The sequence below is a fragment of the Amycolatopsis sp. NPDC005003 genome, assembly GCF_053600695.1.
In genome coordinates, this window is record NZ_JBSGAI010000039.1 from 34485 (window position 1) to 60689 (window position 26205).

A 26205-nucleotide genomic window follows, 5' to 3' on the forward strand; every position below is an offset into this window, starting at 1 on the left:
GCGGCCGCGGCGGCCGCATCGGTCGAAAGAACGAATTCGACGATTTCACACGATGCCGAGGTCTCGCGCGAAGGCGGCCAGCTGGGTGCGGCTGCGCAGGTCGAGCCGGGCCAGCATCCGGGAGACGTGGGTCTTGATGGTCGACTGGCTCAGCCCCAGCTCGGCCGCCACCTCCCGGTTCGAGCAGCCCTGCGCGACGAGCCGGAGCACGCTCAGTTCCCGGTCGGTCAGCGGGATCCGCGGCGGCTCCGGCGGCCGGTGCGGGGCCCGGTCCCGGAACTCCTCGAGCAGGTCCCCGGCCGCGGCGGGGGGCAGCCAGCCGCCGCCCGCGGCGACCGCGCGCACCACGGCCGGCCACGGACAGCCGCCGTCGCGGTCGACGACGTAGCCGCGCACGCCGGCCTTCGCGGCCGGGATCACGTCTCTCGGGTGGTATCCGTCCGCCAGCAGGACGACGGCGGGCGGGCGACCGCCGCGCGCGATGTCGCCGGCGACCGTGACACCCTCCGCCCCGAGCACGGCCCGGTCGAGCACGACGACCGACGGGGCGAACTCCTCGAGCGCGGCGACGATGTCGCTCCAGGTCGCCGGCGACCGGTGCCGCACCTCGATGTCCGCCTCCCCGGCCAGCCGGCTTCCGATGCGGCGGGAGCGTTCCGGACGGGACAGGATCAGCAGAACCCGGATCACGGTCGCGGCGACCCGCTTCCGCCGTCTCCGGGACGGCACCGTTCCGCCAGGTGGTTCGGACCTGTGGTCCCGATCAACCGCGTTCACCTCCGGGGGTCGCTTCGCCGACGCTGGCGGAAAGTAGCGCAGCGGCGACGGAGCGCACCAGCAACGCACCGTGGATCTTCGTCCCGTTGACGCACATCACCGGTTCGCCCCAGCGCGCCTGGGCCGTCCGGTTCACCGGTCTCGACCGGACGGACCCGGGGGTGGACGTTCCCGCCCGCGCTCGCGCGGCCGCGTGGGAAACTCCCGGCCATGCAGTTCCGCCTGCTCGGCCCCGTCGAGGTGCTCGGCGACGACGGATCACCCGTCGCGCTCCCGGGGGCCAGGGCCCGGGCCATCCTCGCGATGTTGCTGGTCTCCCGGCCGGAGGTGGTGTCGCCCGGCCGGTTGTTCACGACCGGCCGGTCCGCGAAGGACCCCGTCAACGCGCTGCACGTGCAGATCGCGAAGTTGCGCGCGGCGCTGCCGCAGCCGCGGCTGGTTTCCGAGGGCGGCGGCTACCGGCTGCTCACCGGCCACGGCGAAGTCGACGCCGACGTCTTCGCCGCCGCCTGCGAGGAGGGGCGCGAACTGGCGCGCCAGGGTGATCCGGCGGCCGCGGTCCGCGTGCTGCGCGAGGCCCTCGCGCTGTGGCGGCAGCCGGCCGGCTACGACTTCGCCGAGGTCTGGCGGATCCGGCTCGAGGAGCTCCGCCTGGCCGCGCTGGACACCGTGCTCGACGCGGAACTGACGCTGGGCCGGCACCGCGAACTGGTCCCGGAGCTCACCGGCCTCGTCGTGGAACACCCGCTGCGGGAGCGGTTCACCGAACTGCTGATGCGCGCCCTGCACCGCGGTGGACGCCGCCCGGAGGCGCTCGCCGCCTTCGGCGACCTGCGGCGGCGGCTGGCCGACGAACTGGGCGCCGCACCCGGTCCCGGCCCGGCCGCGCTGCACCTGGAAATCCTGCGGGACGAGCCCGAAGCCGTCCCGGTGCGGCCCCGGCCGGGCGGCACCCTGCCGCACCCCGTCGGGGTGCTGATCGGGCGCGACGCGGACCTCGACACCGCCGCGCGGCTGCTCGGCGAACGGCGCCTGGTCACCCTCACCGGCCCCGGCGGCGTCGGCAAGACGCGGGCCGCCCGCGAGCTCGGGCACCGGCTGCGCGGCCGCTTCCGCGACGGGGTCCGGCTGGTCGAGCTCGCCTCCGTCGCCCGCGACGGCAACGTGCTCGACGCGATCGCGGCGACCCTGCTGGACGGCGAGCCCGCGGCACCCGCCCGCGAGCGGCTCCCGGCGCACCTGCGGGAGCGGGAAGTCCTGCTGGTGCTGGACAACTGCGAGCACGTCGTCGACGCCGCGGCCGAAGCCGCCGAGCTGCTGCTCGGGCGCTGCCCGCGGCTCACCGTACTGGCGACCAGCCGCGAACCGCTGAACATCGAGGGCGAGCGACCGGTCCCGCTGGCCCCGCTCGCCCTGCCGGACGCGGTCCGGCTGTTCCGCGACCGCGCGCCCGGCGTCCGGGACGACGACGCCGCGGTGAGCCGGCTCTGCGCCCGGCTCGACGCGCTGCCGTTGGTGCTGGAGCTGGCCGCGGCGGGCACCCGGCTGTTTTCCCTCGGCGAGATCGAATCCCGGCTCGACGACCTCGCGAACGCCGCCCGCCGGGCGCCGGCGCGCCACCATTCGGTCCGCGCCCTGCTCGACTGGAGCCACGAGCTGCTTTCCGAGGCCGAACGCCGGGTGTTCGCCGGGCTTTCGGTCTTCCGGGACGGCTGCACCTTCGCCGACGCCGAACGCGTCTGCGGCGCCACCGCCGCCGTGCTGGCGGCGCTGGTGGACAAGTCGCTGGTGGTCGCCGGCGGCGACGGCCGGTTCCGGCTGCTGGAGACCGTCCGCGGCTACGCGGCGTCCACCATGGACACCTCCGCGTTCCGCGACCGGCACGCCGACGTCCGGATCGCGTTCGCCCAGGAGGTCTACGCCGGGCTGACCTCCCCGCGCCAGCAGGAACTCCTGGCCCGCTTCCTCGCCGAGCTCCCCAACGTGCGGGCGGTGACGACCTGGCTGCTGCGGCGCGGCGACGGACCCCGCGCGCTCCTGCTGCACGGCCTGCTCGGCTACCTCTGGTACGTCTGCGGCCGGGAAACCGAAGGTGCGCAGTGGCTCGGCAAGGCCATCGACTGCTTCGACGCCGGGCCGCGGCCCGGCTGCGACGCACCGCTCGCCGTGGCCCTGGCCTGGCACAGCTACCTCGGCCGGGCCTCCGGGGTGCTGCCCGACCCGTGGCGGCCGGCCGCGCGTGTGCGCGCCCTTTACCGCACGACGACGGACCGGGACGGCGTCCGCATCGCCCTGCCGGCGATCGCGGCCGTGGCCGTGCACCTGCGCCCCGGCGTCGAGTCGCGGGCCTGTCTCGAAGAAGCCGAGGAGGTGCTGGCGGAGTTCGAGCACCCGTGGCTGCGGGCGATCCTGGACGCGGTGTGGTCCGAGCAGCACCGCCGCGACGGCGACCTCGCGGCCGCCGTGGCCGCGGCGGAGGCGAACCTCCGGTACTTCGAAGGCATCGACGACCGGTTCGGCGTCGTCTTCTCCCACCTGCGGCTCGGGGACGCCGAAGAGCACGCCGGCCACCGGGCCCGCGCCCGCGACCGGTGGGCGCGCGCCCGCGACGTCGCCCGGGCCGGGCACGCCCCGGTCAAGCGGGGTTACGCCGAGCTGCGCCTGGCCTACCTGGACCTCGAAGACGATCCCCCGGCCGCGGTCGCCGTGCTCGAGCGGATCCGCGCCGAAGCCGCCGAGCTCGCCGCGGCCGACCTCGGCGCGGCGGCCGCGAACCTGCTCGGGCTGGCCCACGTCCGCCGTCGCGACGAAACCACCGCGGTGACCTGCTTTCGCCAGGCCGTGACGGCCGAGCGGGCCCTGCCCGTCCGCACCGCGGTGGCCGCCGCGCACCTCACCGCGCTGGCGGGTCCTCGGTGGAAGCCACCGGCGGAACAGGCGGTGGAGCGGATCCCGGACCCGCTCCACCGCGCCGCCTTGGGGGTGCTGCTCCAGGACCTGACCGGCCTGGCCGGCCTCGGCCGGGCCCTGTCCGGCGGAGGTGCCTGCACGCCACTCGCCGCCCTGGTCTGATCCCCGGACGTCACACCGGCACGCGGGCCAGCCGCTCGATGTGGTCGGCGCTCAGCTCCCCCGCGTCGTGCCCGCGGTACTCCGCGGCCAGTTCCTCCGCGCGCCGCCGGTGCGACCCGCCGTCCAGCAGCTTGCGCACCGCCGCCGCGAGTGCCTTCTCCGACGGCGTCGCCGTGCGCAGGTTGAGCCCGGCGCCGGACCGCTCGACGCGGGCGGCGACCTCGGGCTTGTCTTCGGTGGTGCCGGCCACGACCAGCGGCACGCCCTGGGCGAGCGCCAGCTGCACCCCGCCGAACCCGCCGTTGGTCACCATCGCGGAGATCTCCGGGAGCAGCCGGTCGTACGGCAGGAACGGGGCGGCGAACGCGTTGCCGGGCAACGGGCCGACGTCGTGCGCACCGGTGCTCGCGACGACGGTGACGTCTTCGCCGGCCAGCGCCCGGATGGTGGGCAGCACGAGCTGCGCCAGGTCCGTGTCGGCGACCGTGCCCTGGGTGACGTGCACGATCGGACGGCCGGCGCCGATCATCCGGTCCCACCACTCCGGGAGTTCCGCCGCCGGCGCCGGATCCACCAGCGCCCCGACGAACTTCACCTGCGGCGGCAGCCGGTCGCGCGGGTGTTCCAGCCCGGCGACCCCGTTCTGGAGGTGCAGGTGCGGCGAGACGCCCGACAACCCGCGTTCCCCGGCCGGCAGGCCGAGCCCGGCGAGGATCCGGTCCTGGTGGTCGTACACGGGCTTGAAGACGACGTTGTCCAGCAGCCGGCGCACCACGCCGTTGCGCAGCCGGGCGAGCGTCCCGCGCCGGTACTTGAGCCCCGGCCCGAACGGCGGAACCTCCGGCGCCGGCAGCATCAGCGGCATGACCCCGACGCTGACCGCGCGCGGGCCGCCCAGCTGTTTCAGCACCGCGGCGCCGACGTGGGCGGCGTCGTGCAGCACCAGGTCGGCCGGCCGCCGGTCGAGCTCCCGGCGCAGGTCCGCGACCTGTGCCGGAATGGGTTCGAGGAAGACCGAGCGCATGTCGTAGCGGAGTTTCGCGACCCCGTTGAGCCGGGTGCGCTCCGGGAAGAGCTCGTCGATGTTGCGGCCCAGGTGGTCGATGGCCGGGTCCATCGCCACGAATTCCGCGCCGGTGGCCCGGATCCGCTCCGCGAACACCTGCCCGGAACACCACCGCACCTGGTGCCCTCGGGCCGCGAGGGCGCGGGCGATGGGCAGCAGCGGGCCGACGTGGCCGGGCACGGGCATGGTCGCGAAGAGCAGGTCCAAAGGCATGGCGCACAGCCAACCAGTCCCCCCTTTCCGGATTCTTTCCGCCCGAGGCGGGGGACGTTGAGCCGGTGGGTGGCCGGGCAGCGCCGCCGGCCGGCGAGCCCGCCGCGGTGGTCGGCACCGAAGCCGGCACCGTCCTGACTGGACAGATCTCGAACCCCGTCGCGGTCAGCGGCCGGGCGCCGCCGTCAGGAGGCCCCGCGCGAGCGAGCCGCTGCATGGCCGGCCGGTCGAAGACCGCACGCAGCGCTTCCGCCGCACCGGCGGGGAACCCGGCCCGAGATCGTCGGCGGCTCCGCTCGACGCGGCGCCGCCGGGCATCGGCCCGGTCGCGAAGCAGCGGCTCATGGCACCGGCCTCCGGCTCGTTCGCCGGTAGACGTCGGCGAAGCGGGCGGCGACCTGGGTGATGCCGAACCGGCGCCGGACCGTGTGGCGGCCCGCGGCCGCCGCCGTGCGCGCCCGCACCGGGTCGTCGGCCGCGGCGCGGACGAACGCGCTCAGTGCGTCACCGAACGGGCCGGGACCGGACGTGTCGGCCAGCAGGCCGTTGCGGCCGTGGTCGATGTAGTGCCGGAGCCCGCCGCGGCGCGGGCCGAGCACGAGCAGCCCGGCTTCCATGGCTTCGAGCACCGCGATGCCGAACTCCTCCTTGCGGCTGGGGCAGACGTAGAGGTGCGGCGAGGGAGCGGGCAGCAGGCGGGTGAGGCCGTGCTCGAGCAGCCGGACGTCGTCGTTGCCGAGCGCCGCCAGCACGGCCAGCCGGCCCGCCGCCCGCGGGTGCGCCCGGTGCAGGGCGAGGATGCGGTTTAGCACCCGGGCTTCGTCCTCGGCCGGGCGAGCGGTGTCGCCCCCGATGAGCACCAGCGCCGTGCGCCGGTGGAGGCCGCGGGTGAGCCAGGCTTCGACCAGGAGGTCCTGGTGCTTGACCGGGTGGAGCCGGCCCACCGACAGCACGACCGGCAGGCCGCGCGCGTCCGGGCCGAGCCGGGGCAGCCGGTCGTCCGGCGCGAACAGGGAGTCGACGAGCTGCTGCTGCCGGGCCTCGTCGGCGGCGGCCCGGGGCAGCACGGTGATCCCTTCGGCAAGGGACTCCGGTTCCGGACGTCCGCGCAACGCCGGGAAGTACGCGGGCAGTTCGCCTTCCGGACGGCCGGGCAGCCCCAGCAGCGTGTCCGCCCTGGCCACCAGCCGGTCGGCCGCGTACACGCGGTGCAGGTCGAACCGCGCGCTCGCCGGGGATTCCGCACTGGCGGGCCGGTGCCGTTCGGCGAGCGAGCGGTGCGGGTCCGCGGTCACGGTGAAGACGGTCCGGGCACCGAGCGCGGTGGCCGCGTCGGCGATCGCGAGCGATCCGTCGTCGGCGTAACGGACGTGCACGACGTCGGGGTGGCAGCCGGCCAGCCACAGCAGCCGCCGCGTCAGGAACGTGATCGCCGCGCGGTGCCGGGACAGCTGGAGCTGGGCCGGCGCGGTGGGCGCGTCGACCGGGATCCGCAGCACGACGTGCCCGGCGCCGTCGGGCTCGGCCAGCGTGGGGTGGGCGGCGAGTTCGTCGTGCCCGGCCAGCGTCAAGGTGACCACGCGCGCGATGCCGTCGTGGCGCGGCAGGGCCGTGCCGAGGTGCCGCAGGAGCACGGTCAACCCGCCGCTGGCCCCGGCGCCGGGCCGTCCGAACGATCCCAGCAGCATCGACTGCGCGACGACCAGCCCACGACGCTGCGGAGGCGGGACCGTCCACAACGGCGCCCCGGCCGGCGTCGCGCGGCAGACCGCCGCCAGCGCCCGTTCGTACGGGTCTTCGTCGCGCTCTCGCGTGATGGCCCCGCTGCGGCTGGCGAGGTATCGCCAGCCGGCGTGCCGCAGCGCTCGGTCGTGCTCGGCGCCGTCGACCACCTCCCCGGCCGGGATGCCGCCGACGGCGGTCCGCTCGGCCAGCTCCAGCAGCAGGGCACGACGACGTGGCGATGCGGTGCGGAAGGCGGCGCGGATCGCCGCGCCCGCGGCCTCCCGGCCGTGCGCGGCGGCCGAATCCGAGAAGAGGTCCAAGGCCACGGAGGCGCTCAGGTCAGCCAGCACTCCGTCGGTTTCGGGAACGGCGGCCAGGACGTCGGCGGGTGACGGCGGAACCGGCGCCCGGACGGCGGCACGCAACCCGGCCAGCGCGGAGTCCGGGTCGCCCGCCACCGGGTCGGCGCCGGCGTATTCGACCAGCGCCGGGCCGCCGAACGCCGGGTGGAAGCCGCGGCGGACCGCGTCGACGCGAGCGGGATCGGTGTCGTGCCGCAAGTCGCGCAACGCCGTCAACGCGTCGGCGGGAGCGGTGTCGTGGATGATCACGGCAGTACCTCTGGCGATAGGGCCGCCGGGACGGCGACGACGACGGGGAGAACGGGATGCCGGAACCGCGGATCGTGGTGGTGAGCCCACCGTTCGCCTCGCACGCCCAGCCGCTCGCCACGGTGGCGGCGGCGCTCGCGGCCGCGGGTGCGGACGTGACGTTCGCGTGCGACCCCGCGTTCGCGGACCTCGCCGCGGGGCACCGGCTGCGGTTCGCACCGCTGGGTTTCGGCGACAACGCCAACACCGGGATCGCCGAACGCACCCGCCAGCAGGAGGCCGGCGCCCGGCGGCTGGCCGAGTTCCTCGACGCCACCCGCGCGGGCGCGGTGCCGGCGTTGCTGACGCAGGCGCGGCACCGCCGGGCGGACATGCTGCCCGACCCCGGCGGCGTCCACGCCGCGGTGCGGCGCCTGGACGACCGGCTGCGGCCGGACTGGTACCTCGTCGACCAGCTGGCCTACGCGGTCACGCTCGCGCTGTACGCGCTGGACCGCCGGTGGGCGGCGTTCTGCCCGGGGCACCCCGGCTACGTGCTCGACGGCCCCGACCGCTTCTTCGGGCTGCCGCCCTACTGGCCGGACGCGATCACGCCGCCGTCCGCCGAACTGGCGGCCCTGCGGACCGAAGCGGAGGCCAACGACCGCCTGTTCACCGAGCTGTTCACGCGATTCCTCGCCGAGCACGCGCCCGGCCGGCCGGCGCCGCGCAGTGCGTTCGGCCTGACCTCGCCCGAGGCCGTGCTGTTCAACTACCCGGAGCTGCCGTGGCTGCCGCCCCTGCCGGCCGGACCGGCGCTGCTGTTCGCCGGGCACTGCAGCGACGTCGGCGAGGCGGGACTGCCCCCCGAATGGCGCGATCGCGTGCGGCAGCTGACCGACCGCGGCCGGCGCCGGCTCGTCCTCGTCGCGTTCGGCACGTTCCTCTCGGCCCGCGACGACGTGCTGGCCACCGTCGTCCGCGGGGCGGCTCGGGTGCCGGACGTCTCGGTACTGGCCGCGGCCGGGAACCGGGCCGGCCGCCTGCGGGCGGCTTTCGCGGACGAGCGCTGGGTCGAGGTCCACGACCACGTGCCGCAGCGAGCGCTCCTGCCGGAGGCTTCCCTGGTCGTGCACCACGGCGGCAACAACTCGTTCACCGAGTGCCTGGCGGCCGGGGTGCCCGCGGTCGCGTTGCCGTTCTCCAGCGACCAGTTCGCGGTCGCTCATGACCTCGAACGCATTCCGGCGGGCCGCGTGCTCGATCCGCACCGCCTGACCCCGGCCGCGGTCACCGAGGCCGTGACCGCGGTGTTGTCGTCCGGCGGCCGCATGCGCGAAGCCGCCACGCACCTGCTCGCGCCGAGCGGACTGGCGACCGCGGCGCGCCGACTGCTCACAGCGATGGACCACCCTCCCGGGAGAGTTGCACGATCGATGCAAAACTAGCCGCCGCGGGGCAGTCCCGCCGCTCCGCGAGCTAATTTGAGCCTATTTGCATCGAATATGAATCGCAACTGCCCGAAGGATGATGGTTCGCAACGCCGAGTACCGCGATGCGAAAGGCGGCCAAGGAGCCGCGCAGGGCCGGCACTGTTCGACTGCGGCCGGCCTAGCGGCACGCACCACCGATCAAATGTTCAGCGCGGCCCGCGACAGCGGGAGATCGATACGGCAACCGAACACGCGGTTGCATCGCATGTGCATCGCCCCGCCATGCGGGCGTGATCACCCCACCCCGGCCGCCGGGTCGCGGCGGCCGGGGCGGGGCCGTTCAGGGGCGGTGCAGCTCGCGGACCCGCGGGGGCCGGCCAGAGCTCCGGATTCGGCGCCGGCAAGCGGAAAGCGCGAAGGTGCCGCGCACGCCGGGCGACCGCGGACGCGACCCTGCGCCGACGGCGACGTGCGGAAAGGTACCCCCAGCAATCCCCCGAGCGATCCCCCAGAAGTTCCCCGGCACCGCCGGCCCACTCCGGCGTCCGATGGAGAAAACCCTACCGAGCGGAAGAAAGGTGAAAACCCGCCAATCAGGTGACGAACGGCATCACCCGAATGCCGTCACGGCACCAAGAGTCCACAGTGGACAATCGGGAACCGCCGTGGCGAAACCCCATGCGCGCACCCCGGCCGCCGTGGACGCCGGCCGCGGTCTAGGCGAACCTCTCCCACGCCGACTGGCGGGTCATCCCCAGCGCCTCGCCGATCTGGGACCACGTGCCGCCCAGTGCCCGCGCCTTGCCGACCCAGGCCGCCAGGTTCTCCTGGACCTGGGCACTCGCCGCCGATACCGGGGTGAGGTTGGACAGGACCTGTTCGAGCGGCAGGTCGTGCTCCCACGGGGCGATCAGCGGCGCGTCCGCCGGCTTCCCGTCGATCACCGACACGCACAACTGGACGCACCCGTCGCAGATGAACACGCCCGGGCCGGCGACCAGCGTCTCCACCTCCGTGTTGGGCTTGGAACAGAACGAGCAGCGCGCGAACACCGCAGCAGCCATCGAAGACCTCCCTTGTCAGGCGCGACCTTACAGACGTAAGGGCGCACCTGACAAGAGGAACGCCGCCGTCCACTCGGACAGCTCCGTCAGGCGGGACGTCAGCTCCTCGATCTCCGCCCAGCGGCGGTGCTCGCGCTCCAGGTCCGGGACCAGGAAGTCCTCCACCAGCAACAGCAGCGTCGCGATCTCGTACGCGACGTCGGCGAGCTGCAGGAACGGCCGGTACTCCGCTTCCGTCCCCGGCCCGTGCCGCGTGGCCCAGTCACGGGCGCCGTGGCCCGCCGCCCGGCACACCGTCACCAGCGTGCGCCGCAGGTCGGCGCGCCGGGAGGCCGGTGGGCCTTCGGCCAGCGGGGCGACGTTCCAGGCCACCGACAGCAGGCAGCACCCGGCGTCGTCCATCGACTCGTTCATCACCGGACGTACTCTGCTGACCGGCAGGCACAGTCCCGCCGCTGCGACTCGCCCGATCAGCCCATCGCGTGAAGAACCGGCCCGGAACGGGTGAGCATCGGCAGCGAGACGAAGTCCGCGAGCGCCTGCTGACCTGCCGCGTTCGCGTGGATGCCGTCGCCGTTGTCGTACGCCGGCAGGATGCTGTTCGGCCGCAGCGGGTCCGCCAGCACCGTGTCGAAGTCCACCACGCCCGAACACGCGCCGCCGCAGGTGTTCCAGCGCTTCACGAACAGCGCGATCTCGTGCCGGGCCAGGTTCGCCTGGTCGCCGTACCCCGGCCGCGGCGTGCTCGGCGTGACGTACACCGGGATGCCGGCCGCCCGCAGGCGCGCGAACACCGTCCGGTAGCTGTCGAGGATCGTGGCCGCGTCACAGCCGTACGCCAGGTCGTTCGTTCCGTAGTAGTAGATGACCGCCGTGACGCCGTGCAGCGCCAGGACGTCCCGGTCGAGGCGGCTCGCCGCGTCCAGGCCCGCGACCGACGGCGGCATCCCCGGGCACGACGGGGCACTCGTGGTGCCCGAGACGCCGGCGTTGGCGACGGCGAGCGGCGCGGACGCGGCCACGAGCCGCCGGGCCAGGTCGTCGGTCCACCGGCGGTTCGCGCCGGGCGTGCTGCCGATGCCGTCGACGACCGAGCTGCCGAACGGGACGACGACACCCCGCAAGGCCGCGTTGCGCACGTCGACCGCGCTGACGACGTACGTCGATCCGACCGTGGCCGTGAACGCGTCACCCGAGGCGTCGCCGGTGTGGTCGCCCGAGCCCGGCGGCGTCAGGTAGTTGTCGCGCAACGCCGCGCCGTGGCGGCCGGGCACCGCGGTGCCCTCGACCGACATGCTCACCGCGAGGTCGGAGTCCGGACGCGTCACGAGCCTCGTTTCGTCGCTCCAGACCTCGCCTTCGGCGGGAATCGTGACCGCGGGACGGCCGGCGAAGGTCAGGTCCCGCGAAAAGGCGACCGCGGCGCCGCCCGCGCTCGGCCCGGCGGTCGCGTGCCCGATGGTCAGCGGCCCGGTGCCGAAGGTGTTCTGGAACCGGACGCGCACGGCGTCGCCGCCCTGGCTGAGATGGGTGATCATCCGCAGCGACCGGGCGGTGACCTCGGTGTCGGCCCGGCCGTCCTGCGACTGCGCCCAGGACGTGAACCACGCCCGCCCGGCGCCGGCGGCGCCCGGTGCGGAGCCGACGACGGCCAGGGCCACGGAAACCGCAGCGAGAAGGGCAAATCCGCGCACGGCGCCTCCCAGGTCCACAAAGGACGAACGTCGACGAGCTGCCCGTCGATCGTAGGCAGCCGGTCACGGAGGCGACAAGGCTTTGTCCGATCTTGTCAGCGGCGGCGGTCTCCGGTTCGATGGCGGACATGACCGAACCCCGCATCTTCGGCGATCCGTACGAAACCCCGGACGGGACCACGGTGATCCCGGTCCACCGGCCGGTCGGCGTGTTCGCGGTCCGCGAAGGCCGGGCCGAGTGGGAACCGGCGGTGGACGCCACGCGCGTCGCCGTGCTGGGCATCGGGGTCGGGCTGGTCGCCGCCACCCTCGCCGGGATCGCGATGGTGCACCGGCCGCCGTGGCCGGACCTGCGCCAGTGGCGGCGCTAGCCCTTGGCCAGCGCCTGCACCCGGCCGATCGGGCCGTTGTAGTAGTTCTGGTCCCCCGGCAGGCCGCCGGCCCTGGCGAACTGCCAGATGCTGTGCTTGGCCCACCCGGCGGGCAGTTCGCCGACCTCGGGGCCGTACCGCGCCAGCCACAGCGGATCGGTGTTCCCGAAGCGGTTCGTGTTGCCGGTGCAGCGCTTCCACCACGCCGTGCTCGTGTAGATCAGCGCGCTGCGCTTGACCTTCGCCAGGTACGTGCGGGTGAAGTCCGCGATCCACGCCGTCAGGTCCGCCGGGTTCTTGCCGTAGCAGTCATCGCCGTACGGGTTGTACTCGACGTCCAGCGCGCCGGGCAGGGTCGTGCCGTCCGCGCGCCAGCCACCACCGTTCGCGATGAAGTACTCCGCCTGCTCGGCCCCGCCGGAGACGTCCGGGCGGGCGAAGTGGTAGGCGCCGCGGATGAGGCCCGCCGCGTGCGCGCCGTCGTACTGCTGCCCGAACTGCGGGTTGACGAACCCGGTGCCTTCGGTCGCCTTGACGTAGCTGAACTTCGCCCCCGCACCCGCCGCGGCCGCCCAGTCGACCGGGCCCTGGTGCCCGCTGACGTCGTGCCCGAGCGTCTGCCCGACTGCTTCGGCGCGTGGCGTTCCCTGGACGCCTTCGTGGCGCGCGATCTGGGTGCCCGCGTAGTTCGTGTCCGCCAGGGAGTAGTCGGCTCGGGCCGGCGGCGCGACCACCACGGCCGCGAGCACCGCCAGCGCGGCGGCGCCCGCCACGGTTCGGTTCATCCGGGCTCCGATCTCGGGGACGAGCAGATCCGGAGCCCATGCTGCCCGCCCCGCTCGGTCCCCGCGAGGCGTCTGTCACCCGATGCAGTGATCTTCAGAGTTCGGTGTTGATGATCGCCTCGACCAGCACCTCCCCGGCCGGGGTCAGCTCGACGACGTCCGGCCGCAGCCGGACCAGGCCACGCGAGGCCAGTGAGCGGAACGTCCCCAGCCACGGTTCCGCGAGCAGCGAGCGGCCCGGAAACCGTTGGCGGTGCAGGGAATCCCGCACCGGCTGCAAGGTCGTCAGCGCCATCTTCACCGCACGCGCTTCCTGCGCCTCGGGCGTGAACTTCGTCGCCGAGCCCAGCGGGATCCGGCCGGACAGCACGGTTTCGGTGTAGCGGCGGGAGTTCACGTCGGTGATCGCCTCGGACGCGCGGCAGCTCGAACTGCCGCCGAGGCCGATCGCGACCTCGGCCTCCTGCTTGTCCTGGTCGACCATGATGGACTTCCACTTCTCCGGCCCGAGGCCGTCGCGCGCGAAGTACATCGTCGGGTGCTCGGTGTAGCCCGCCGCGCGCAGGCCTTCGGTGAGCAGCTCCCGCATCTGGTACTGCTCGCCGAGCGGGGGCCAGCGGTGGCCGTCGCGCACGAGCTTGTCCCGGTAGGACGGCAGCTGCCAGGCCGCCGGCTTTTCGCCGGTGACGCCGGTGCGGGTGTCGCTGTAGGACGCCAGGTGCAGCTTCGTGCACACCACCGCGGTGACCTCGTTCTCCAGCACGACGTCGAGGTCACGGCGGACGCTGTCGAGGGTCTGGTCGAGCAGCCCGTACATGAGGTCGATGCTGACCCACTCGAAGCCCGCCGCCTTCGCGTTGCGGACGAAGTCGACGCACATCTGCGCGGTGTGCTCACGGCCGCACAGCCGCAGCACGTGGTCGTCGAACGACTGGACGCCGCTGGAGAGCTTGGTGCAGCCCAGTTCTCGCAGCAGGTCGAGCTTGGCCGGGGTGAACGTGCTCGGGTCGCCCTCGAACCGGATCGTCGTGCCGGCGGTGAACCCGAAGTTCGACCGGTAGAACTCCAGCAGCCGCCGGATTTCGGCCTCCGGCAGCAACGAGGGCGTGCCGCCGAAGACGTTGAACTCCCCCACCTCGGCGCCGCGCAGGTGGGGCACGGCGTCGAGCCACAGCCGCGCCTCGGCGATGTTCAGGTCGACCCAGTCGGCCGCCTTCTCCATCTTCCCCTTCACCAGCACCACCGGGTACTGGCAGAACCGGCAGCGGTAGGCGCACGTCGGGATGTAGGACCACAGGTGGATCGGGCCGGACGAAGCGAGCTGCGCGTCCAGGTCTCGCAGGAACTCCGACGGCGTGCCCGGGATGTTGCCCGGGAACACGTGCGCCCCGAACGGGTCCTCCTGCACGAAGTCCAGGAGGTGCCGGTTCTCGGGTGCTTCGAGGACGTCGAGCACGGCCGGCCGCGGCCAGGCGGGGTCGAGCGCGTGCAGTGAGCCGACCGCCGCTTCGTAGCCCAGGGTCATCAGAACACCCCTCCGTTGCCGAAGTAGTTGTGCGCCTCGCCCGACTCGCGGTCTTCGCAGTAGTAGCGGACGAATTCCGCGAACCGCGCGGCCGGGATCTCCGCCAGGCACGGCGGCAGCGGCGGCGGATACCCGATGTCTTCGCCGACGTGCCGCCGCAGGCACGCGAACAGCTCCTCGGCGAACTCGAAGTACAGCCGGTACGACGGCGTCTTGTAGGCGTGGATCGGGGTGAAGTCGACCACCCGCATCTCGTGCCGGATCTCGGCGATCCGCCGGGCCAGCCGCGCGGCCAGGTCGGCCCCGAAGAACGCGACCACGGCGTCGTCCTCCAGCAGCGCGGGGGTCAGGAGCACCGGCAGGATGGTGTTCTTCGGCGTGAAGTCCTTGATCGAGAACTCCCACGCCTGCTTGGCCTCGGCTTCGGTGAGGTCGGCCGGCGCCGAGGGCGCCGAAGGCCGGATGTCGCGCATGACGATGATGCCGTCCGAGCCGTAGGCGCGGCCGGCGATGACCTCGTCGATGGCGTGGTCGACGCGCCGCGGGTTGATCTCGACCCGCGAGCGCGGCGCGTAGGTGATCGGGTCGCCGCCGTTGGCCACCTTGATCCCGAAGTCCCAGTCGTCGGAGAGGTGGTTGACGAACTTGCCGTCCTGCAGCTGGTAGAAGATCTCGATGCCGCCCGCGCGCTCGTAGGCGTCGCGCTCGACGGCGAAGCCCTTGCCGTCGGGGAAACCGCCGAAGAGCGAGAACGTCACCGCGCGGCACCGCAGCGTCTTTTGGATCGCGTCCCACAGCCGCGGCCGTCCGGTGAAGTGCTCGGCGTTGTAGTAGTAGTCGCAGACGCCGATGGCGGCCTTCGACGTCTCCATCGCGTCCAGGAGTTCGCTCAGCCAGTGGGCGTCGACGCGGCAGTCGGCGTCGGCCGAGACGAGGTAGAACCGCTCCCCCGGGTCGCTGTCGGGCCGGTTGCGGCTGCGGGCCGCGGCGAAGTCCATCCCGGCCCGCCGCGCGCACGAGACGCCCTGCTCGGGCTCGTGGATGACGTGGAGGGCCAGGTCCGGGTGCGCGCCCGCGAAGGCGTGCGCGATGGCCACGGTGCCGTCGGTGGAGTTGTTGTCGACGAGCACGACCTCGTACCGGCTCTTGTCGAGGGGCGCGTCGCCGTCGCGCTGGTCGTGCAGCGTCCGCAGCACCTCCGGGAGGTTGGCGGCTTCGTTGTACACCGGCAGCACGACGCTCAGCCGCGTCGCCGCGCCCATCGGCGGCGGGTACAGCCGGTCGACCAGGTCGTCGACCACCCGCGCGCCGAACCGCGCCTGCCCGAGTTCCGAGTTCACCCGCACCACTTCCGCCCGCTTCCCTTCGTCGGTGATCAGCTCGGCGACTTCGCGCGCGAACGCCGCGTCCGGCAGGTCGCGGGCCCGGATGTCCAGCACCGGGGCCCGGAAGCCCTGGCTGCCGTAGACGACGTCGTAGAGCTCGTATCCGCTGGTGAGGTACGGCGTCCCGGACGCGATCGCCTCGCTGACCGGGTTGCCGTAGCTCTCGTAGTCGTAGGAGGTCAGGAACGACACGACCGTCGCGTGCGCGAGGAGGTCGCGCACCGAATACCGGCCGGGAACGGCGGTGTCGTACGGGGTCAGCCAGCCGCCGAACACGACGCGTTCGCGCACGCCGAGACGCGTGGCGAGGCCGACGAGCCGGGCGTGCTCGGTCGGCGTCTCGTCGACGTCGCCGGCGACGAACAGCCACGCGTCCGGCAGCAGCGCGAGCAGGTGGAGGTCCCGGTCGATGCGCTTCTGCGGGATGATCCGCGTGATCCGGGCCAGCAGCGGGACGTCCTCGGGAATGCCGTGGTCGAGCCGGAAGGCCGCGTTGCGCTCGTCGATCCGCGCCGGGGCGATGGCGAAGGAGTTGGGCAGCACGTCGATGTTCGCCAGCCCCGGCACCCACTCCAGGGTCCGGGCCTTCGCCTGTTCGTGCAGGGCGAAGTAGTGGATGTGCGGCGAGTTCCGCGGCGCGGGGACGCCGGGGTACGGGAACGTGCCGTACTTGGCGATCCCGGGTTCGCTCTGCCACATCAGGTCGTGGTCGCGCCAGAACACGAACCGGCCGAGCCGGTGGCGGGCGCCGTAGCGGTCGATCGCGGCGTACAGCGCCTCGGTGTAGGCGAGGTTTTCCGGCAGAGTCCCGTTTTCCACCATCACCACGGTGACGCCGAGCCGCTCCCAGGTGGCCACGATCCGGTCGGCCAGTTCGCCGGCGATCCGGTCGATCGCGGGGCGCAGCGTTTCGTCGCCGGCCTGGACGGCCTGAGCCAGCACCCGTTCGACGAACGCGCGGTCGTAGCCCCGGATCCGCTCGACGCCGTCGACCCGGTCGAGCGTGACCCACTCCGGGAACAGCTCGGCCTCGTCGCGGTAAGGCCGGAAGAACGCGCCCTTGTCGGCCTTGATGTCGTAGCCGAGATCCAGGTGCACGCGGTGCCCACGGGCGGCGAAGCGGTGCGCCGTCTTGAGGAACTCGACCACGACCCCGGACAGCGGAGTGGCGTCGAAGGACACGCCCCAGAGCACTGACATCGATGTCAAACCCCCGAATCGGCTTGGCCGTCGAGTCCAGCGTAAGCGCCGCGGTGTCGAACGGCCGTGTGAGCGCTTTCGTGGTTGACCGCGGGCCGCGGCACCCTCCAGAGTGACCGCATGAACCGGGCCCTCGGGGTGCTGACCTGCGGCGCTCTCCTCTCCATCGTGCTCGGGGTCCTCGGCTCCGGGGAACCCCGGCTCGCGCTCGTGCTCGGCACGGTCTTCGCCGGGTTCGCCACGGCGGTCTTCGGCTGGGTGCGCCGCCGCGAACACCTGGCGTGGAGCGCGGCCTACGTCGTGGTGCAGCTGCCGCTGGCGTTCGTGCTCTTCACGATCGACGCCGGGGTCGGGACGACGCTGTTCCTGGTCGTGCTGGTCAGCCAGTGCGTGCTGCTGCGCCTGCCGCGGCCGGCGATCGCGCTCGTCATCGCCGTGATCCCGCTGGTGCACCTCGGGATGGCACTGGGCGAGGGCCTGCGGGAAGGGATCGGCACGTTCATGTCGGTGCTGTTCGCCGCGATCATCACCGAACTGTCGCTGCGGGAACGACGCTCGCGAAGCGAACTCGCCGAGGCCTACGCGAAACTCCGCGACCACGCCGCGCAGGCCGAGCGGCTCGCCACCGCGCAGGAGCGCAACCGCGTCGCGCGCGACATCCACGACGGCCTCGGGCATTCGCTCACCGTCGTCCAGATGCAGGTGAAGGCCGCGCGGGCGGTGCTGCCGACCGACCCCGGCAAGGCCGACGAGGTGCTGGCCAAAGCCCAGGAGCAGGCCGAAACCGCGCTGGCCGAGGTGCGCCGCTCGGTGCGGACGCTGCGCGAACCACGGCCCGTCCCGCCGCTGCCGGAGGCGCTGAAGGCGCTCACCGAAGAGACGTCGGCGACCGGGGTCACGGCCCGGCTCACGGTGACCGGCACCGAACGCCCGCTGCCGGACGAGCAGCGCGAAGCGCTCTACCGGGCCGCGCAGGAGGGCCTGACGAACGTCCGCAGGCACGCGGATGCCGCCACGGCGGAGGTGGTCCTCGGCTACACGGCCACCGCGGTCCGGGTCGAGGTCCGCGACGACGGGCGGAGCAGCGACGGCGGTACGTCGACCGGCTTCGGCCTGGTCGGCCTGCGGGAACGGGCCGAACGTCTCGGCGGCGAACTCGCCTTCGCTTCGACCCCCGGCGGCGGCAGCGCCCTGACCATGGAGATCCCCGGATGACACCGGTCCGCGTCCTGCTCGTCGACGACCAGGCCCTGTTCCGCGAAGCCCTCGCCACCCTCCTCGCCACGCACGATGGCATCGACGTCGTCGGCGAAGCCGGCAACGGCGACGAAGCGCTGCGCGAAGCCGCCGCGCTGGCCCCCGACGTCGTCCTGATGGACCTGCGCATGCCGGTCCTGGACGGCGTGGCCGCGACCCGGCGGCTGCGGGCGGAGCAGCCCGCCACCCGGGTCATCGCGCTGACCACCTTCGACGACGACGAAGACGTCTTCGCCGCCCTGCGCGCGGGCGCCGTCGGGTACCTGCTGAAGGACGTCTCGTCGGCGCGTCTGGTCGAGGCCGTGCTGGCCGCCGCGCGCGGGGAGTCCGTGCTGCAGCCGTCGGTGGCGGCCAAGGTGGTCGCGCGGTTCGCGCAGCTGCCGGACACGCCACGGCCACGGCCCCAGCCGCTGGTGGTGCCGCTGTCGGAGCGCGAACTCGACGTGCTGCGCCTGCTCGCCGACGGCCGCAGCAACCGGGAGATCGCCACGGCGCTGTTTCTGGCCGAAGGCACGGTGAAGAACCACGTCACGAACGTGCTCGGCAAGCTCGGCGCGCGCGACCGGACCCAGGCCGCCCTGCGCGCGAGGGATCTCGGCCTGCTCTAGACCATGACCCCCGGTCATGACTTCCGGCACCTGGCCGCACGAGGCAAACCCGCGATTCTCCTTCCAGGACCAACCCGGAGGGAAACCATGACCACCACCGAAGCCCCGCGGACCACCGCCCGCAAGCTCGCCCGGTTCACCGGCCACTACGTCGAAATGGTCGCCGCCATGCTCATCGGCATGGTGGCGCTCGGCGCGCTGTGGCCGCCGGCCTGGCTCGGACGCGCGGACGTCGACGCGCTCGTGATGGCGACGGACATGACCGTCGCCATGGTGCTCGCGATGGTCCTGCGCCGGCACTCGTGGCCGCGGATCGCCGAGATGGCCGCGGTGATGTACCTGCCGTTCGTGGCCCTGCTCGTGCCGTACTGGCTGGGGGCGATCTCCGGCACGGCGCTGATGGTCGCCGGGCACGTGATCATGTTCCCGCTGATGCTCGCCGCCATGGTGTGGCGCCGCGCCGAGTACTGGCACTGATCGTGCTCAAGCGCCTCGCCCTCCTCCTCGCCGCGGTGGCCGCCGTGCTTCTGGTCCCCGCCGTCGGCGCGACCGTGGCCTCGCTCGGCGCGATCGGCGCCCTCAACGCCGCCGGCCCGCCGCGGCCCGTCCCCGCCGCGACCCCGGCCCCCCACGACCCGGCCAAGCCGACCGCGGTGGTCGTCGCCGGCGACCGCGGTGCGGTCGTCTCCGACGCACTCGCCCCCTACGAGATCCTGGCGGCCACCGGCCGGTTCAACGTCTACACCGTCGCGCCGCACCGGGACCCGAAACCGCTGACCGGCGGCCTGGACCTGGTGCCGGACTTCGATTTCGCCGGCCTCGCCGCCCGGCTCGGTTCCCGGGCGCCGGACCTCGTCGTCGTGCCCGCGTTCCCGGACGTCGGCGAGCCGAGCACCGAACCGGTCCTCGCCTGGCTGCGGGAGCAGGCCGCCCGCGGTTCGAAGCTGCTGAGCGTCTGCAACGGTGGTGCGGTGCTCGCCTCGGCGGGGTTGCTCGACGGGCGGCCGGCCACCGCGCACTGGCTGAAGGTCGATGCCTGGGCCGACGAGTACCCGGCGGTGCGGTGGGTGCGCGGGGAACGCTTCGTCGACGACGGCACCGTCGTCACCACGGCCGGGATCCTGTCCGGCATCGACGGCACGCTGCACTGGGTCGAGCGGCTCGCCGGGCGCCGGGTGGCGGCCGACGCCGCCGCGGCGATCGGCTGGCGCCGCTACGGCACCGCGGTGCCGGTGCACCCGCCGGACGGGATGCCGGACGCGGCCGCGATCGTCAACGCCGGGTTCCGCTGGCACCCCGACGAGATCGGCGTGCTGCTGGCGAACGGCGTCGGCGAGGTCGAGCTCGCGTCGGTGTTCGACACCGAAGGCCAGTCGCTGTCCTCGCGCACGCTCGCCGTGAGCGCCGACGGCGGCCCGATCCGGTCCCGGCACGGGCTCACCTTCCTGCCCCGGGCGGCCCTGGCCTCGGCACCGGACCTCGACCGGCTGCTGGTCCCCGGCGCGACGCGCGGAGTCACCCCGCCACCCGGCGGGCCGGCTCCCGAGTACGTCCACGACCGGCCGGGTTTCCCCTACGACACCGCGGTGAGCGGGTTGTCCCGCCGCACCGACGTGGCCACCGCGCGGTGGACGGCGAAAGTGCTGGAGCTGCCCACCGACGGGATCGTCTTCGAAGGCGACGCCTGGCCTTGGCTGCCGACGGCGCTGCCGATCGTGCTGGTCCTGCTGGGCTCGGCGGCGGTGGTGCTGGTCGTCCGGCTCCGGCGGAAGCGCCGTCCTGAAACGATTTAGGCGATGCCCCGGCCGGTCCGGGGCATACCACTGGCGTATTGCTCCCACGTGAGCTTCTGATTACAGTCACCAGGCACGCCGGGTTGAAACGTTCTAAACCCGGCACCCGTCCCCGCCGCAAGGGAGCCTGCATGCTGCCCTCGAAGCTCTGGCGCGCCACCACGACCACGCTCGCCGCGATCCTGGCCTCGGCGGCCGTCGCGGCTCCCCCGGCCGGTGCCGCACCGCCGCCCACGCTCGCCGGCGCGCACTGGATCTGGTACCCGGAGGGCGACGCCCGCGTCGCCGCGCCGGCCGGGACCCGGTACTTCCGCACCACGTTCACCGTTCCCGCCGGTGCGGTCATCGACGCCCGGCTCGTCCTCACCGGCGACGACACCGCCGACGTCTGGCTCAACGGCACCCCGCTCGCCTCTTCCGCCCGCACCGCGGATTCGTGGCGCCGGGCGCTGCCGGTGGACCTGGCGCCCGCGCTCGCCCCCGGCGTCAACACCCTCGCCGTCGCCGTCCGCAACGCCGCCGGGCCGGCCGGCCTGCTCGGCCGGCTGCGGGTGACCACGACCGCCGGCACCACCGACCTGACCACCGGGGCGGCCTGGAAGAGCGCGACGACCGCCCCCGAAGGCTGGGAGCAGCCGGGCTTCGCGGACGGGAGCTGGCGCGCGGCCGCGGACCTCGGCGCGTACGGCGCCGCACCCTGGGGCACCGGCGTCACCACCCCTGGTCCGTCGGACGCGTCTCCGCTGTCGGTCGCGAGCGCCACGGTCGCGAACCGGGTGAACCCGCTCGGCGTCGACCCGGCGCAGCCGCGGTTCGGCTGGAAGCTGGCGTCCGCCGCCCCGCAGCAACGGCAGTCGGCCTACCAGCTCGTCGTTTCCACCGGCGGGAAGGACGTCTGGGACAGCGGCCGCGTCGCCTCGGCGCAGCAGGCCGACGTCGCCTACGGCGGCCCGCCGCTGGCCTCGCTCACCGCCTACACCTGGCGTGTCCGCGTCTGGGACGGCCAGGGCCGCCCGGGCGGCTGGAGCGCGGTGCAGCGCTTCGAAACCGCACTCCGGACGCCCGCGACCGAGTGGACCGGCGCCTTCCTCGGCCGGGCCACGACCGGGCCGGACCTCGCCGGGGCGAGCTGGATCTGGTACCCCGAAGGCGATCCCGTCGCCGGCGTGCCGGCGTCGACCCGGTTCTTCCGCAAAACCTTCGACCTGGCCGCGGCCCCGGCGAAGGCCACCCTGGTCGTCACCGGTGACGACACGGCCACCGTCTGGGTCAACGGCACCCGCGTGAGCGACTCGCCGCGGGTCGCCGACTCGTGGAAGACCGCCGCGGTCGCCGAAATCGGCAGCCTGCTGACGGCCGGGTCGAACACCATCGCGGTCACCACCGAAAACACCAGCCAGAGCCCGGCGGGAGCGCTCGCGAAGCTGACCGTCCGAGACGGACCCACGATCGTCACGGACGGGACCTGGAAAGCCGGCCAGAGCGGTCCGGACGGCTGGCAGCAGCGCGGCTTCGACGACAGCTCCTGGCCCGACGCGCGGGCACTGACCGCGTACGGCACCGGGCCGTGGGGCGCGAACGTCGCCGTCAGCACCCCCGCTCCCCTGCTGCGCAAGAGCTTCACCGTCACCAAGCGGGTGGCGAGCGCGCGGCTGCTGACGACCGCGCTCGGGCTGCAGGAGACCCACCTGAACGGCGTGAAGGTCGGTTCCGAGGTCCTCGCGCCCGGCTGGACCGACTACACGAAACGCCTGCAGTACCGGGTTTCCGACGTCACCGCGCAGATCCGCACCGGGGAGAACGTCCTCGGGGCGCTGGTGGGCAACGGCTGGTACTCCGGGAGCATCGGCATCGCCGGGAGCCGGAAGTACGGGACCGAGCCGTGGTACTCGGCGCAGCTGCGGCTGACGTTCACCGACGGCACGAGCACCACGATCGCGACCGACGGCAGCTGGAAGGCCGGCGACGGCCCGATCCGCGCCGACGACCTCTACCAGGGCGAAACCTACGACGCCCGGCTCGCGGCGGCGGGCTGGGACCGGCCCGGGTTCGACGACCGCGGCTGGCCTGCCGCGCGGGTGCGCCCCGGCGACCGGCCCACCCTGGTGTCCCAGGTGGACAACGGCGTCACGGTGCAGCAGGAGTTCCACCCGGTCTCGTGGACCCAGCCGAAACCGGGCGTGTGGGTGGCCGACCTCGGCCAGAACTTCGGCGGCTGGAACCGGCTGACCGTGACCGGCCCGGCCGGCACCACGGTCACCATGCGGCACGCGGAGGTGCTCAACCCCGACGGCACGATCTACACCACCAACCTCCGCGCGGCCCAGGCGACCGACCGGTTCACCCTGGCCGGCACCGGCGGGCCCGAAACGTACGAACCGCGGTTCACCGTGCACGGCTACCGGTACGTCGAGCTGACCGGCCTGCCCTCGGCGCCCACCGCGGCGACGCTCACCGGCCGGGCGATGTGGACGTCGGGGGCGCAGACCGGGACGTTCACCACGTCGGACGCGCTGGTGAACCAGGTGCAGCACAACATCGTCTGGGGCGAGCGCTCGAACATGCTGTCGGTGCCGAGCGACTGCCCGCAACGCGACGAACGGCTCGGCTGGACCGGGGACATCGGGATCTTCGCCGGCACGTCGACGTTCAACCTCGACGTCGCGAACTTCCTCGGCAAGTTCAGCGACGACCTGGTCGACGCGCAGCACGACGACGGATCGTTCACCGACGTCGCGCCGGGCGTGCTGGGCGGCTCGGGCACGGCCGGGTGGGGCGACGCGGGCGTCATCGTGCCCTACACGCTGTGGCAGCGGTACGGCGACACCGGCGTCATCCAGGAGCACTTCGCCGCGATGGTGAAGTGGGTCGAATACCTGCGCTCGACGTCGGCCGCGGACCTGACCCGCGACCACCAGACCTACGGGGACTGGCTCAACGTCGACGACGGCACCGGGCAGGACCTGATCTCGACGGCGTTCTTCGCGTGGTCGTCCCGGCTGGTTTCGCGGATGGCGGCGGCCACCGGCCACACCGCCGAAGCGGCGCGGTACGGGACGCTCGCCGACCAGGTCGCGGCGGCGTTCACGCGGCGGTTCGCCGCGGCCGACGGCACGATCGGCTCGGGCTCGCAGACCGGGTACGTCCTGGCGCTGGCGTTCGGGCTGCTGCCGGCCTCGCTGGTCCAGCCGGCGGCGGACAAGCTGGCGGCCCGGGTCGCGGCGGCGGGCGGGCACCTGAGCGTCGGCTTCCTCGGCGTGGAGAACCTGCTGCCGGTCCTGGCCGCGCACGGGCACGCCGACGTCGCCTACCAGGTGCTGCTGCAGCCGGGCTTCCCCGGCTGGGGCTACATGATCGGCCGCGGCGCGACGACGATCTGGGAGCGCTGGGACGGCATCAAGCCGGACGGCTCGTTCAACGACCCGGGCATGAACTCGTTCAACCACTACGGGCTCGGCTCGGTGGGCGACTTCCTGTACCGCTCGGTGGGCGGGCTGGCGCCGGCGTCCCCCGGCTACGCGTCGCTGCGGATCGCGCCGCAGCCGGGCGGCGGCCTGACCTCGGCGAAGTCGGCGTATGAGACGCCCTACGGCGGCGCGGTCAGCGACTGGTCGGCCGCGAACGGACGGTTGACCCTGCGGGTGACGATCCCGGCGGGTTCGTCGGCGACGGTCGTGGTCCCGTCGTCCCGCCCGGGCGGGATCACCGCTCCGCCCGAGGCGGTGCCGTCCGCGCCGGGGACGTACTTCCTGCCCGCGGGCTCGTACGTCTTCACGGCGCCGGTGTGATCGGCTGAGCCGGCGCCGCCCTCGCGTGGCGGCGCCGGCTCACGCCACCTGCTTGAGCTTCAGGTGGAAGTTGTCCAGGGTCGCCGGGAGCGGGCGCTCGGGGGAAAGGACCGGCCCCGACGCCGGCTCGAACCGGTGGTCGCGCAGCAGGTTCGCCAGCATCGTGCTCGCGCAGAACTGGACCAGGTCACGCCCCGGGCAGATCGCCGGGCCCGCGCTGAACGGAACCAGGGCCGGGTTCTCCGCCGCCCGGCCGTCGAGCCAGAGGTCCGGGTCGAACCGGTCGGCGTAGGGCAGGTCCGGGTCGCGGTGGAAGAACGGCGTGAAGATCAGCACCGTCGTCCCCGCCGGGCCCCAGGACGTCTCTTCCGTGGTCTCGCGCAGGATCATCGGCGTCGTCGGCCACAGCCGGACCGCGTCCAGCACGCACGCGCGCAGGTAGCTCAGCTGGTGCGGCCGGGCGAGGTCGATCCCGTCGAGGTCCGCGCGGGCCCGGTCCAGGGCCGCCGGGTGGCTCGCCAGCAGCGCCAGCGTCCGGTACGTGGCCATCCCCGCCGCGTCGAAGGCGAACAGCCAGTGCGCCACCTGGTCGGGCGCGCTCTCTTCGCCGGTCTCCGCGATCACCGCGGCGAGGCTGCCGGGCTCGGCACGGCCCAAGTGGGCGGTGAGCCGCTGCCGGAACTGTTCGTGCAGCTCCTTGCGCTTCGGGTGCAGGTACGCCCAGTTCGCGTCGAGCCGCAGGCGTTCGAGCTGGTCGGTCAGCGTCGTGTCGTCACGGGCCCCCGCGCCGAGCACGATCCGCCGGACCAGGCGCCACCAGGTGACGTTGAAGCTGTCCCAGTCGAGCGTCGCCGGGTTCCGCAGGTCGGCGGCTTCCTCGGCGACGGCCCGGGCGAACGGCGTCGCCAGCTCGTGCAGCGGACGACCCGGTTCGAGCACGGCCTCGGTGAACCGGCGGCGGGCCGGGCGGTCGGCCGGGCCGGAGATCAGGACGCCGTGCGGCTGGAAGTGGTTCAGCGCGGCCCGTTTCTCCACTGTGGACGGACTGAACGGCGTGGGCGCGCCGGCCAGCACGCGCTTGACGTCCGCGCCGGAGAGGGCGAGTTCCACCGTCCGGCCGGGGACGCGCAACCGCAGCGGACGGCCGTAGTGGCGGTCGCGCAGCCGGCGCAGCAGCCGCACGGCCGGGCGGTCGAACTGCAGCTTCCCGGCCACCGCCATCGCCTTCGGACGGCGCTTGATGACGCCGCCGGCCAGCGTGGGCAGCGCCACCTCGAGCGCGACGCGCAGGGTTTCGGCGACCGAAGCGGTCTCCGGTCGCGTGCGGTGTTCCCGAGTGGACGTCATGGCGCCCGGCTACCCGCCGGGGCCGCTCCGGAAACGCTCAGCCGCGGAGGGCGACGTTCAGCGCGTCGCCGGCGTGGTCCAGGCAGTCCACGCAGATCACCGCGTCCCGCGCGGCGCAGTCCACGCGCAGCAGCGGGCGCCGGAGCCCGAGGAACGTCCGCCGCTCGCGGCGGCCGCAGAAGTCGCACACCGCGGCCAGCGGCGAGGTCACCGCCGCCAGCACGTCGCCCGCGCCGCTCTCCCGGTCCGCGCCGTCGCGCACCACCCGCAGGCCGGCACGGACGCAGTCGATGCAGATCGGCCCGTTGCGGCCGGGCACCCGTGGGTCGCGCCGCCTGCCGCAGAACCGGCACGGCCCGCCCGCCCCGTTCATCGCCGTCACCGCGGCCTCCTCGTCGGTTTCGCCGCTCGCACGCCGGGAATCCGGGCCGCGGCGCGCCTCTCCCACCACGCTACCCCGGCTCCCGGCCGGTCGCGGTGCGCCCCGGGGACCAGCGGGCAGGAGGAGATCG

19 protein-coding genes are annotated in these 26205 nt (G+C 73.8%); 8 read left to right on the top strand and 11 right to left on the bottom strand.

What is annotated here, in order from left to right:
• Nucleotides 1-45: 45 nt before the first annotated feature.
• A complete protein-coding gene (locus ACWED2_RS35405) occupies nt 46-690 on the bottom strand; it encodes a LuxR C-terminal-related transcriptional regulator (RefSeq protein WP_449694876.1) in 645 nt (214 codons plus the stop codon).
• 297 nt (nt 691-987) lie between these two features.
• Between ACWED2_RS35405 and ACWED2_RS35410 the strand changes: the two genes are divergently transcribed.
• Complete coding sequence (locus ACWED2_RS35410) at nt 988-3849, top strand: BTAD domain-containing putative transcriptional regulator (protein ID WP_449694877.1); 2862 nt, start codon at nt 988-990, stop codon at nt 3847-3849.
• A gap of 10 nt (nt 3850-3859) precedes the next feature.
• Here ACWED2_RS35410 and ACWED2_RS35415 read toward each other — a convergent pair whose 3' ends face one another.
• The gene (locus ACWED2_RS35415; RefSeq protein WP_449694878.1) at nt 3860-5128 is read right to left on the bottom strand and encodes a glycosyltransferase; all 1269 of its coding nucleotides are present in this window, start codon (nt 5126-5128) and stop codon (nt 3860-3862) included.
• A gap of 341 nt (nt 5129-5469) precedes the next feature.
• The gene (locus ACWED2_RS35420) at nt 5470-7464 is read right to left on the bottom strand and encodes a glycosyltransferase family 4 protein (protein WP_449694879.1); all 1995 of its coding nucleotides are present in this window, start codon (nt 7462-7464) and stop codon (nt 5470-5472) included.
• Nucleotides 7465-7520: 56 nt separating this feature from the next.
• Here ACWED2_RS35420 and ACWED2_RS35425 point away from each other — a divergent pair, with 56 nt between their 5' ends.
• Nucleotides 7521-8891, top strand: a complete 1371-nt coding sequence (locus ACWED2_RS35425) for a nucleotide disphospho-sugar-binding domain-containing protein (protein ID WP_449694880.1) — start codon at nt 7521-7523, stop codon at nt 8889-8891.
• Between the two features lie 701 nt (nt 8892-9592).
• Here ACWED2_RS35425 and ACWED2_RS35430 read toward each other — a convergent pair.
• The 3 genes from ACWED2_RS35430 to ACWED2_RS35440 are packed head-to-tail and all read right to left on the bottom strand — an operon-like array spanning nt 9593 to nt 11634.
• On the bottom strand, nt 9593-9940 hold the full coding sequence (locus tag ACWED2_RS35430; RefSeq protein WP_449694881.1) for a ClpX C4-type zinc finger protein: 348 nt from the start codon (nt 9938-9940) through the stop codon (nt 9593-9595).
• A gap of 27 nt (nt 9941-9967) precedes the next feature.
• On the bottom strand, nt 9968-10354 hold the full coding sequence (locus ACWED2_RS35435; protein WP_449694938.1) for a hypothetical protein: 387 nt from the start codon (nt 10352-10354) through the stop codon (nt 9968-9970).
• 56 nt (nt 10355-10410) lie between these two features.
• Nucleotides 10411-11634: a GDSL-type esterase/lipase family protein gene (locus tag ACWED2_RS35440; protein WP_449694882.1), complete on the bottom strand. Its 1224-nt coding sequence runs from the start codon at nt 11632-11634 to the stop codon at nt 10411-10413.
• Between the two features lie 128 nt (nt 11635-11762).
• On the opposite strand from ACWED2_RS35440, the gene ACWED2_RS35445 reads away from it, so the two are divergent.
• A complete protein-coding gene (locus ACWED2_RS35445) occupies nt 11763-12005 on the top strand; it encodes a hypothetical protein (protein WP_449694883.1) in 243 nt (80 codons plus the stop codon).
• On the opposite strand, the gene ACWED2_RS35450 is transcribed toward ACWED2_RS35445, so the two are convergent.
• From ACWED2_RS35450 to ACWED2_RS35460, 3 genes are all read right to left on the bottom strand, one after another.
• Nucleotides 12002-12790, bottom strand: coding sequence for a GH25 family lysozyme (locus ACWED2_RS35450; protein ID WP_449694884.1), 789 nt, complete (start codon nt 12788-12790; stop codon nt 12002-12004). The two genes, ACWED2_RS35445 and ACWED2_RS35450, sit on opposite strands and share 4 nt — an antisense overlap.
• A 94-nt stretch (nt 12791-12884) precedes the next feature.
• Complete coding sequence (locus ACWED2_RS35455) at nt 12885-14315, bottom strand: radical SAM protein (protein ID WP_449694885.1); 1431 nt, start codon at nt 14313-14315, stop codon at nt 12885-12887.
• Nucleotides 14315-16900: a glycosyltransferase gene (locus ACWED2_RS35460; protein WP_449694886.1), complete on the bottom strand. Its 2586-nt coding sequence runs from the start codon at nt 16898-16900 to the stop codon at nt 14315-14317. The genes ACWED2_RS35455 and ACWED2_RS35460 overlap by 1 nt, the downstream gene beginning before the upstream one ends.
• A gap of 120 nt (nt 16901-17020) precedes the next feature.
• Here ACWED2_RS35460 and ACWED2_RS35465 point away from each other — a divergent pair, with 120 nt between their 5' ends.
• From ACWED2_RS35465 to ACWED2_RS35485, 5 genes are all read left to right on the top strand, one after another.
• Nucleotides 17021-18115: a sensor histidine kinase gene (locus ACWED2_RS35465; RefSeq protein WP_449694887.1), complete on the top strand. Its 1095-nt coding sequence runs from the start codon at nt 17021-17023 to the stop codon at nt 18113-18115.
• On the top strand, nt 18112-18765 hold the full coding sequence (locus ACWED2_RS35470; protein ID WP_449694888.1) for a response regulator: 654 nt from the start codon (nt 18112-18114) through the stop codon (nt 18763-18765). The genes ACWED2_RS35465 and ACWED2_RS35470 overlap by 4 nt, the downstream gene beginning before the upstream one ends.
• An 87-nt stretch (nt 18766-18852) precedes the next feature.
• Nucleotides 18853-19242 (top strand): hypothetical protein, encoded by a 390-nt coding sequence (locus tag ACWED2_RS35475; protein WP_449694889.1) that lies wholly within the window; start codon nt 18853-18855, stop codon nt 19240-19242.
• Between the two features lie 2 nt (nt 19243-19244).
• Nucleotides 19245-20558 (top strand): DJ-1/PfpI family protein, encoded by a 1314-nt coding sequence (locus ACWED2_RS35480; protein ID WP_449694890.1) that lies wholly within the window; start codon nt 19245-19247, stop codon nt 20556-20558.
• Nucleotides 20559-20689: 131 nt separating this feature from the next.
• Nucleotides 20690-24346, top strand: coding sequence for a family 78 glycoside hydrolase catalytic domain (locus ACWED2_RS35485; protein ID WP_449694891.1), 3657 nt, complete (start codon nt 20690-20692; stop codon nt 24344-24346).
• A 39-nt stretch (nt 24347-24385) separates the two neighbouring features.
• On the opposite strand, the gene ACWED2_RS35490 is transcribed toward ACWED2_RS35485, so the two are convergent.
• Together ACWED2_RS35490 and ACWED2_RS35495 are read right to left on the bottom strand one after the other, a co-directional pair.
• Nucleotides 24386-25693, bottom strand: coding sequence for a cytochrome P450 (locus ACWED2_RS35490; protein ID WP_449694892.1), 1308 nt, complete (start codon nt 25691-25693; stop codon nt 24386-24388).
• Nucleotides 25694-25730: 37 nt separating this feature from the next.
• Entirely contained in the window at nt 25731-26141 is a 411-nt protein-coding gene (locus tag ACWED2_RS35495) for a hypothetical protein (RefSeq protein ID WP_449694893.1), read from the bottom strand.
• Nucleotides 26142-26205 lie beyond the last annotated feature (64 nt).